General features: G+C 68.8%; 5 protein-coding genes. All 5 read left to right on the top strand.

The window, feature by feature from the left end; translation table 11 throughout:
* The first annotated feature begins 177 nt into the window (after positions 1–177).
* Complete coding sequence (locus QWL29_RS25940) at positions 178–1,707, top strand: TIGR02677 family protein (protein ID WP_305825744.1); 1,530 nt, start codon at positions 178–180, stop codon at positions 1,705–1,707.
* Positions 1,708–1,917: 210 nt separating this feature from the next.
* Positions 1,918–2,976: a TIGR02678 family protein gene (locus QWL29_RS25930; RefSeq protein ID WP_305825743.1), complete on the top strand. Its 1,059-nt coding sequence runs from the start codon at positions 1,918–1,920 to the stop codon at positions 2,974–2,976.
* Positions 2,976–7,154, top strand: a complete 4,179-nt coding sequence (locus tag QWL29_RS25925) for a TIGR02680 family protein (protein WP_305825742.1) — start codon at positions 2,976–2,978, stop codon at positions 7,152–7,154. Before QWL29_RS25930 ends, QWL29_RS25925 begins: the two co-directional genes overlap by 1 nt.
* Positions 7,151–8,392 carry a TIGR02679 family protein gene (locus QWL29_RS25920; protein WP_305825741.1) on the top strand — a complete coding sequence of 414 codons (1,242 nt, stop codon included), beginning with the start codon at positions 7,151–7,153 and terminating at the stop codon, positions 8,390–8,392. The genes QWL29_RS25925 and QWL29_RS25920 overlap by 4 nt, the downstream gene beginning before the upstream one ends.
* A 168-nt stretch (positions 8,393–8,560) precedes the next feature.
* Positions 8,561–9,769 carry a porin gene (locus QWL29_RS25915; protein ID WP_305825740.1) on the top strand — a complete coding sequence of 403 codons (1,209 nt, stop codon included), beginning with the start codon at positions 8,561–8,563 and terminating at the stop codon, positions 9,767–9,769.
* Positions 9,770–10,387: the final 618 nt, after the last annotated feature.

Genomic DNA, 10,387 nt, shown 5'->3' with positions numbered 1-10,387 from the left:
TCTGCGGGGTTTTTTGCTTTGGGCGTCTGGTTTGCTTGCATGGGCGTTTGCACACGGCGCCGGTGATCGAACGGTGAGGTGGTGGGTTCGAGAACCCACCCTACGCGGCGGCTGCGCGTTGACCTTTACGCAAGCCCGCACTATAGTCGGGGATTGACCAATCCACTTCCGAACACGATGCCCACGCTTGCTCAATCCGCCGGAGACTTGTTCCGTCACGTCGCGGCTGACAAGGCTGCGCTGTACCGGGCAATCATGGATACCTTCGCCGCCGCCAAGCGGCAGTTCAGGCTGCAGCTGCGGCCGGATGAAGTGCAGATCGAGGCACGCTGGCCGGGCGCCACGCCGGCGCTCGACGAAATCCAGCTCGCGTTGTCGCAGCTGGCCGACTGGGGCAACCTCGAAGCGCATCCCGATACCGCGCGTGTATCGAGCGTCGAGGATTTCTACCGCGCGCGTTTCCTGTACCGCCTGTCGCTGGGCGGCGAGGCGGTGGAAGCCGGCCTGGCCGTCTTCGCGCGCACCCTGGCGCGCCAGAGCGAACTGCAAACCGTCGCGCTCGAAGACATTCTCACCCAACTGAGCGCGCTGCTGGCCCTCGCCGGCGAAACGGCGCCCGATCCGGCCAAGGTGCACACCGCCTTGCGCGACCTGGTGCGCGTGTTCGATGGCCTGGCCGACAATGCCCAGGCCTTCATGGCCAGCGTTGCCCGCACCATCGAACTGCAGCAGGCGGACGTGCAGGCCGTGATCGCCTTCAAGCAGCGCCTGATCGATTACCTGAACCGTTTTGTCAGCGACCTGGTCGGCCGCTCCGGGGCGATCGCGAGCCGCCTGCTCGAACTGGACAGCCGGATCGAACCGCTGCTCCTGATCGCCGCCCAGCGCGAACGGCGCGACGCAGCCCCGGGCGAGGAACAGGCGGCGGCCCTGGCCGAGCGCGTCGGCACCTGGCGCGAGCGCTGGCGTGGCCTGTCGCGCTGGTTCATCAGCGATGGCCACATCCAGGCGCAGTCGGAACTCCTGCGCGCCAAGGTCAGGGCGGCCATTCCGCAGTTGCTGGCGGCCGTGTCCAGCCTGAACGAACGGCGCAGCGGGCGCAGCGACCGTTCGGCGGACTTCCGCATCCTGGCGCGCTGGTTTGCCGATACCGCCGTCGACGACGAGGCGCACCGCCTGTGGCGAGCCGGCTTTGCGCTGAATCCCGCGCGCCACTTCAGCCTGCAGGCTGACACCGCCCACGCCGACCCGGTGCCTGCGTCCACGCCTTGGGCCGAGGCGCCCCCGGTGCGCGTGCATCCGCGCCTGCGCGAGCAGGGCGAACTGACGCCGCGCGGCGCCGCACCGCATGTGCGTACGCGCGACGCCGAGCGCGCCTTGCTGGCCGGGCGGGTGGCGGCCGAGCGCGCCCAGATCGATGCGGCGCGTGCGATCTTCGCCACCGGCCAGGCCACGCGCCTGTCGGACCTGGGCACGCTCGACGAGCAGGCTTTCCGCTTGTTCCTGAATTTGCTCGGCGAAGCGCTCGTGGTGCAGTCGCGTCCCGGCGCCGAGGTATCCTGCCAGAGCGCCGACGGCCTGCTGCAAATTCGCCTGGTGCCGCTGGCGGCGGACAGTGTCGCCAGCATCCGCACCAGCTTCGGCACGTTTACCGGGCGCGACCACCTGATGACGATCACGGCCAGCGGAGGCGGACATGACGCGTGAGGCCGGCGTGCGCACTGGCGACGCCGCACAAGTCCGGGACGTCCTTGCGCGCCACCGCGAAGACGAACGCCGCGACGCCTTGCGCGCCCTGTTGATGTGCCCCTTGATGACGGCCGCGCATCCCGCTTTCCATGCGGTGCGCCGCCATGAGCGCGAGCTGCGCGACTGGTTCTCGCAAGCGGCCGGCTGGATCCTGCACGTCGAGCGCGATTGCGCGCGCCTGTACAAGCGGCCCGCGAATTTGAACGACGCCAGCCGCGGCGCGGAAGACTTCGACCGGCGCCGCTACATCCTGTTCTGCCTGGCCTGGCCTGTGCGGCGCTGGAACGGGCCGAGCCGCAGATCACCTTGCGCACCCTGGGCGAAAAGCTGCTCGCCCTGGCCGCCGACCCCGAGCTGGGCACGCGCGGCTTCAGCTTCACGCTCGACAGCCACCACGAGCGGCGCGAGCTGGTGGCGATCTGCCGCTACCTGCTGTCGCTCGGCGTGCTGCTGCGCGTGGCCGGCGACGAAGACGCCTTCGTCAGCAAGGTCGGCGATGCCCTGTACGACGTGCGGCGGCGTGCACTGGCCGGCCTGCTGGCGGCGGCGCGCGGCCCCTCGACCTGGGCGCCGGACCAGGCGCCGGCTGGTCTGGACGAGCGCCTCGCTGCCCTGACCGAGGAGTTCACGCCCGACAGCGAAGAAGGGCGCCGCACCGCGATGCGCCACCACCTGTCGCGCCGCCTGCTCGACGATCCGGTGGTCTACCTCGACGAACTCGACGACCGCCCCGCTTTGCGCGCCTACTTCCAGAACCAGCGCGGCGCGCTGGCCGCGCGTCTCGGCGAGGCCACCGGCCTGCACGCCGAACAGCGTGCCGAAGGCCTGGCCCTGGTGGACGAAAGCGGCGACCTCACCGATGTCGCCATGCCGGCGGCCGGCACCGCATCGCACGTGACCTTGCTGGTCGCCGAATTCCTGGCAGGCGCCGGCCGCGCCCAGCCGGCGGCGCAGGTCAGCGAGGCGGCCGTGCGCGAGGCCGTGCGCGGCATGATTCCCGAATATGGACGCTATTGGGCGAAAGCGGCGCGCGAGCCCGGCGCCGAAACCGACCTCGCCGAGAATGCCCTGGCGCGCCTGGCCATGCTGCGCCTGGTCCGGCGCGATGCCGGCGTGGTATATCCGCTGCCGGCCCTGGCGCGCTTCGCACTCGGCGAGGCCGAACTGGTGGCGCGCAAGCGCACCGTAACGAAGGGCGCCGAGCGCGCCCAGGACGCTTTATTCTGATGCTCGATTCCCTGTTTTCGACCGGCGCCGCGCCGGCATTGCCTGCACTTCCCGAGCCGCTCCAGGCGCGCTGGCAGCCGCTGCGCGTCGGCCTGGTCGAGCTGTTTCATTACGATAGCGAAGAGTTCTGGTTCCACGACGGCCACCTGCTTTTGCGCGGGAATAACGGCACCGGCAAGTCGAAGGTGTTGTCGCTGACGCTGCCCTTCCTGTTTGACGCCAGCATCAAGTCGTCGCGCATCGAACCGGACGGCGACGCCACCAAGAAGATGGCGTGGAATCTCCTGCTCGGCAAGCACGAGCGCCGCATCGGCTACGCCTGGATCGAATTCGGCCGCATCGGCGAAGATGGTCAGCCACGCTTCCTGACGCTGGGCTGCGGCCTGTCGGCGGTGGCGGCGCGCACCCAGGTCGACACCTGGTACTTCATGACCGAGGGCCGGCGCATCGGGCGCGAGCTGTGGCTGATCGACGAACGGCGCGCGGTGCTCGGCAAGGAGCGCCTGGCACAGGCGCTCGACGGCAGCGGCCAGCTGTTCGACACGGCGCAGGCCTACCGGCGCGCGGTGGACGAGCGCCTGTTCCACCTTGGCGAGGCGCGCTACGCGGCGCTGATGGATACGCTGATCCAGCTGCGCCAGCCGCAACTGTCGAAAAAGCCCAACGAAGACAATTTGTCGAACGCGCTCACCGAAGCGCTGGCGCCGCTGCCGGACGAACTGCTGGCCGACGTGGCGGACGCCATGAACCAGCTGGAAGAATATGGCCAGCAGCTGGCGGAACTGAGCGAGCTGGCCAAGGCGATCGGCCAGTTCAACCGGCGCTACAGCCAGTACGCGCGCGTGAATGCGCGGCGCCAGGCACGCGTGCTGCGCAGCGCCCAGACTGGCTTCGACAAGGCCAGCCGCGACCTGAACGACGCGCGCGCCGCCTTCGACGCCGACCAGGCCGCCGAGACAGGCTTGCGCGCGTCGCTTGAGGTGGCCGAGACGCAGCAGCTGCGCGACCGCGCCGCCTTCGACGAAATGCAGTCGGATCCGCTGATGCAGGATGCCAGGCGCATCGAAGAACTCGACCGCCACCTTGGCGCCCGCCGGCGTGAAAAAACGGAGGCCGAGGCGGCGCTGCGCGACGCCGTGGAGCGGCAGGCGCGCGATGCCGAGGCCCTGCGCGACTACGCCGGGCGCGCCGATGCAGCCTGCGCCGCGCTTGCGCCTGCCGTCACCGCATTCGAGGACACGGGCAGCGGCGCCGGCCTGGCGCGGCACGGGGAATTCGCGGCGGCGCTGGCCTGCTTCAGGCAATCGGATGCGCTGGCCGATCTCGACCCTGCCGACTACGAGCAGATGGGGCGCGCCTTGCGCGACCTTGGCCGGCAACGGCGCATCGACGTGACCGTGGTGGCAGGGCGCCTGGGCCAGTTGGACGCAGCCGCCGCGACGCGCGATGCGGCGCAGGAACGGCGCGACCAGCAGGCCGACGACCTGGCCGACGCCGCCGCGCGCCTGGCTTCCGGCGAGGCCGGACTGCTCGACCAGGCCGACCGCCTGGTGGACGCGTGGAGCGCCCATGCGGCCGGGCTGCGCGAGCTGGCGATCGACAGTGCGGCAGTGCTGCCCGCGCTGGCCGACTGGACCCGCACCCTGGAAGGAGAGAACCCGGCCCATGGCGCCTTGCTGCGCTCCCAGCACGACAGCAGCCTGCGCCTGGCGCAGGACGAGGCCGGCGCCCTGGCGCGCCGTGCGGCGCTCGACGCGCAAACCCTGGCCCTGGAGCAGGAACGCAAGCGCCTGGCCGATGGCGTCGACAGCGCGCCGCCGCCGCCTTACCAGCGCGGCCCCGGCGCACGTCCGCCTGGCCGTGCGGGCGCACCGTTCTGGCAGCTGGTCGAGTTCCGCGACAACGTGCGCGACGAGGCCGAGCGTGCCGGCCTGGAAGCCGCGCTGGAGGCGGCCGGCCTGCTCGACGCCTGGGTAGGTCGGGACGGCGCCATCGACGCCCACACCTTGTTGGCCGATACGCTGCTGCAGGTGCGGGCGGCGCAGCCAGCCTCGCTGGCCGCATGGCTGGCGCCGGCGCAACCCTGTGCACTCGACCCGCGGCTGGTCGAACGCCTGCTTGCATCGGTGGCCTGCGGCGCGAGCGACGGCGGCGCCGAGGCCTGGGTTGCACCGGACGGGCGGTTCCGTATCGGGCCGCTCGGCGGCGCCTGGACCAAGCCGGCCGCGCAATATATCGGCGCGGCCAGCCGCGCCGATGCACGACGGCGCCGCATCGCCGAGATCGATGCCATGCTGGCTGGCCTGGCGCAGGAACAGGCCGCGCTGTCCGCAGGGCTGGCACTGCTGGCCGCGCGCCGCGCCCACGCAGCGGCCGAGTGGGATGCTGCGCCGCTGGATACGGCGCTGCGCGGCGCCCATGTGCAGGCGGTTGCGCTCGAACGCGAGCGGCGCCAGGCGGCCGAGCGGCTGGCCGCGGCCGAAGCGCGCCTGGCCACGGCGCTTGATGCCTGGCGCGCGGCGCGCGCCGCCCTGGAGCGCGACGCGGCCGATTTGCAGCTGCCCCCGGACGGCCCCGGATTGGCGGCGATGTCGGCCGCGCTGGATGCGGCCGCGCAGGCACTGCAAGCGCTGGAGCTGCGGGCCCAGGAGGTGCGCCATGCGCTGCCCGAACGGCGCCGCCAGGAAGCGCGTCTCGAGGACCGCAAGCGCGATACTGCCAGCCGTCGGGAGCAGGCCGCGCGCTGCATCGAGGCCGTCGACGAGGCCCAGGTCCGCCTGGACACGCTGCGCGAACGTGTCGGCGCCCAGGTGAGCGAACTGACGGCGCGGCTGGCTGCCCTGCGGCGGGCGGTGCAGGATGGCGAGACAGCGCTGAAGCATGCACGCACGCAGCTTGGCGCTGCCAGCGAAACCCGCGCCCGCAGCGGCCAGCGCGCCGAAAGCGCCGCCGCGACGCTGGAAGAGCGCACGGCGCAGCGCCAGGATGCGGTGCACGGACTCGAACAGTTCAATGCCACCGGCCTGTTGGCGATCGCCTTGCCCGAGCTCGAGGTGCCGCCCGCGCCCTGGAGCATCGAGCCGGCGCTGGGCGTGGCGCGCCGCGCGGAGCAATTGCTGCACGACGTGGAGGCCGAGGATGCCGACTGGGCGCGCGTGCAAAGCGCCTATGCGCGCGACTTCTCCGATTTGCAGAGCGCGCTCACGGCGCTGGGCCACCAGGGCCAGGCCGAGCCGAGCGACCACGGGATGATCGTCACGATCGTCTACCAGAACCGGCCGCAGCGTCCCGACCTGATCGAGGCGGCAATCCGCGCCGAGATTGCGCAGCGCCAGGAGCTGTTGACCGCGCGCGAGACCGAGGTGCTGGAAAACCACTTGCAGGCCGAGGTGGCGGCAGCGATCGGGCGCCGCCTGCAGGAAGCCGACCGCCGGGTCGCCACCATCAACACCGAACTGGCGAAGCGCCCGACCTCGACCGGCGTGCGCTTCCGCCTGCAGTGGCAGGCGCTGGAGGAGGGCAGCGACGGCGCGCCGGTCGGGCTGGAGGCGGCGCGCAAGCGGCTGCTGAATACCAGCTACGACGCCTGGTCGCCGGAAGACCGGCAAGTGGTGGGGCGGATGCTGCAGAGCCGAATCGAAGCCGAGCGCGCGCGCGACGATGCCGGCCGCAGCGGCAGCCTGCTCGAACTGCTCGCGCGCGCACTCGACTACCGGCGCTGGCACCGCTTCCGCGTGCAGCGCTGGCAGGACGGGCAGTGGCGCCCGCTGGCCGGCCCGGCCTCCAGCGGAGAGCGCGCTCTGGGGCTCACGGTGCCGCTGTTCGCGGCGGTGTCCAGTTTCTATACGCACGCAGGCTCGCGCCACGCGCCGCGCCTGGTCCTGCTCGATGAAGCCTTTGCCGGCATCGACGACGCCGCACGCGCGCACTGCATGGCCCTGGTGCGCGAGTTCGACCTCGACTTCGTCATGACCAGCGAACGCGAATGGGCCTGCTATGCCGAACTGCCCGGCGTGTCGATCTGCCAGCTGCAGCGGCACGAAGGCATCGACGCCGTCCACGTGTCGCGCTGGACCTGGGACGGCCGCGCGCGCCGGCTCGAGGAAGACGGCGCCCGGCGCTTCCCTCAGGTAGCCGACGCTGCAGCCGAAGCCGCAACCGACGCATCTGCCAAATGAGCGGCGCGAACGACAGGCTGGAACGCCTGCTGGGCGGCGCCGCGCTGGCCCCGCTGCGGACGCGGCTGCGCGGCCGGTATGGGCGCGGCCGCGATGGCGGCATCGTCACGCTGAACAGGCTTGGCGAAGCCGAGCGCGGCGCCCTGGCCGGTTTGCTCGGCCGGCGCCCGAGCGATGCCGGCTCGCTGCGTTTCGATATCGCCGAGCTGGACGCGCGCCTGGCCAATGCGGGCCTGGCGCCATCCCTGCGGCATGCCCTCGAACTGCTCGACGGTCCGATCACTGACATGGTTGCGGCACGTGCCGAGGCTGCGCGCAACTGGGAGACCGTGCGCGCGCTGGCAACGGACAGCCGGCTGGCGGCGCTGCTTGCCGACGCCCGCGGCCTGGGCCTGCTCAAGCGGCTGGCACCGCAGTTGCCGGCGGCGGCGCGGATCGTCGGCCAGGCGCAGGCGGTGCTGGCGCAACTGCCGGCGGCGGCGGTCGCGCGCTCGCATCTGGCGGCCCAATGGCTGGGCGATGCGCACGCACTCGACCCGGGCAGCCCGGTGGCGGCCATCGTGCTTGCCGTACTGCGGCGCGAGCGTGCCTTGGAGGATGATAGCGAGGGCGAGGAAACGGTGCGTGAGCTGTGGGCCGCGGCCGGCGTGCTGGTGAACGAGCTGGCGCGGCCGGTGCTGTTCCTGAACCTGCCGGGCAGTGCAGCGGGGGCGAGCGGAGAGCCGGGCTACCTGTCGCTGCGAGCGCTGATGCGGTCGGCGGCTGGCTGGGACGTCGCGGCGCGCGATGTCTACGTGTGCGAAAACCCGAATCTGGTGGCCATCGCTGCAGATGCGCTCGGGGCGCATTGTGCGCCGCTGGTGTGCACCGATGGCATGCCCGCGGCAGCCCAGCGTGCGCTGTTGTTGCAACTGGCGCGTGCCGGCGCCCGTTTGCACTACCACGGCGACTTCGATTGGCCGGGAATTGCTATCGCGAATACGGTCGTCGAGACCTTCGCCGCCCGGCCCTGGCGTTTTGGCGCGCACGATTACCGCGCCGCGCTGGAGGGCAATGCGCTTGCGACGCGCGCACTTGCGGGAGCGGCGGTGGACGCGCGCTGGGACAGGGCACTGGCGGTAGCGATGCAGGCGCATGGCAGGGCGATCGACGAAGAAGCGCTGGCGCACATCCTGATGCCTGACCTGGACATCCGTTTGAAACGAGCGTTGCCAGGGACCTCGTCGGTTTTGCCATGATTCGTCCTCGCATGTCTTTCGTTTTCTATCGTCTGTTCTAACTCGTCCGTTCGCAAACGGCGCAGCGAACTCATGCGCAGCTGATCCGTTCCGGCGCGGTTCAGCACGAAGACGCTGCTCACTCCGCCCCATGAACGGCAAAACGGCTGCCGGGCATGCAATTTGCCAGTGCCGTGGTCAGCATCATCCGATGCGCATAACCACGAGCTGAACAAGGAGACGGCGATGAAGAAGATTTGTGCATTTGGCGCGTTGGCCGCGTGCATGCAGTCGGCATTGGCAGTCGACATCAAGGCCGGGGACTGGACGCTGAATGTTGGCGGCAACGTCAACGCGTATTACACCTTTGTCGATTGCGACGGCGGCGAGGTGGGCGGCCTGGCCCTGGCTGGCCAGGCACTCGGTTGCGCCGGCAAGGATCGCCGCACGACAGTGGGCAATGGCCTGCTGCCAAGCGCACTGGTGACATCCGCCACGTCGAACAAGGGCGGCTACGATGTCAAGGCGCTCATCGGCATCTACGTGCACGCCGCCACCGATAGCGCGATCGCGCAGAACAGCGAAGTCGACGTACGCCAGGCGTATTTCTCATTCGGGAACGCCGCGCTCGGCACCTTCAAGCTGGGACGCGATAACGGCATCTTCGGGGCCAACGCCATCCTCAACGACATGACGCTGATGGGCGCGGGCGCACCCGTGCAGGCGACCCAGCGTGGCCGGGTTGCGCTGGGCCACATCGGCGCCGGTTATGCCTATTTCGGTCAATATGGCCAGATCACCTACACCTCGCCCCAGCTCGACCATGGCTTGGGTGTCGACATCGGGATCATGAGTCCGGTGGACGATACGCCAATCATTGCCGGCTCCGCCTACTCGGCCGATTCGACGCCGCAGTTCCAGGCGCAAGTGACGATGAAGCTTGGCGACATCAAGGGCTGGCTGGGGGCCAAGACGCAGCGGCTCGACCCGGATGCACCCGGTACGCCCGATCTGACCTTGCGCGGCATTGAGGCAGGTGTGCTGTATGTATCCGGCCCCGTCGGCATCCTGTTCAATGTGCAGCGCGGCAGGGGCTTGGGCATGCTGGCCGATGCCGACCAGGGCCGGGTGCGCACGACCCACGTATTCGCACAGGGCACCTACCAGTTGTCGCAGCAACTCAAACTCGGCCTCAGCCACGGGCACAGCAAGAACGCCGACGACACCATCGGTACGGGCGGGCTGAAGTCGAACAGCAATGTCACCGCCGGCGCCTACTATGCGCTCAACGACGCGATCACCCTGGTTGCGGAAGGGAGCCAGACCCGCTCCAAGGCCTTTGCCGGGCCAAGGGACAAGATGAACGGGATCGCATTGGGCGGCATCATTCACTTCTGATGGAGGACGGAGGACTCTGCAAGGAACCGCGTCGCCTGGCCTGGCGTTGTTATCGGAAGGCGGCCCTTGCAGGACGTGTCCGGCTTTGCTATAGTTCGCCTCCGCTTCGGCGCTGTATGAAAACATCAACGAAATCAAGTAGTTGATCTAGCAACAGCAAACTCAGGAAACTGAGACGAAGCAAAGAAGGGGTTGACGAGAATCAGAAATTGCTTCATACTCTTCTTCCTCTGCTGCTGACGAACAAAACGATTCGCAGAATACAGCAGGAAGCACCGAATAAGTTCTTTAACAATTAACAGTCGATAAGTGTGGGCGTTTGATGAAGGTGCCAGTGACTTCGGTCACTGATTACTTAAATTATCAAATGTTCACACAAAAGAAATACGTTGTCTCNCCGAATAAGTTCTTTAACAATTAACAGTCGATAAGTGTGGGCGTTTGATGAAGGTGCCAGTGACTTCGGTCACTGATTACTTAAATTATCAAATGTTCACACAAAAGAAATACGTTGTCTCAGCAATGAGGCGACGGTCAGTATTTTGAGTGGGCGACTTCGCTAGCAATAGCGAATGACACGCAAGTGTCAACAAACAGAGATTAAACTGAAGAGTTTGA

Origin of the sequence: Massilia brevitalea (genome assembly GCF_030711405.1) — a bacterium.
In the GTDB taxonomy this organism is placed as follows: Bacteria; Pseudomonadota; Gammaproteobacteria; order Burkholderiales; family Burkholderiaceae_D; genus Telluria; species Telluria brevitalea.
The sequence above is the reverse complement of the archived record's forward strand: the minus strand, read 5'-3'. Positions and strand labels throughout refer to the sequence as shown.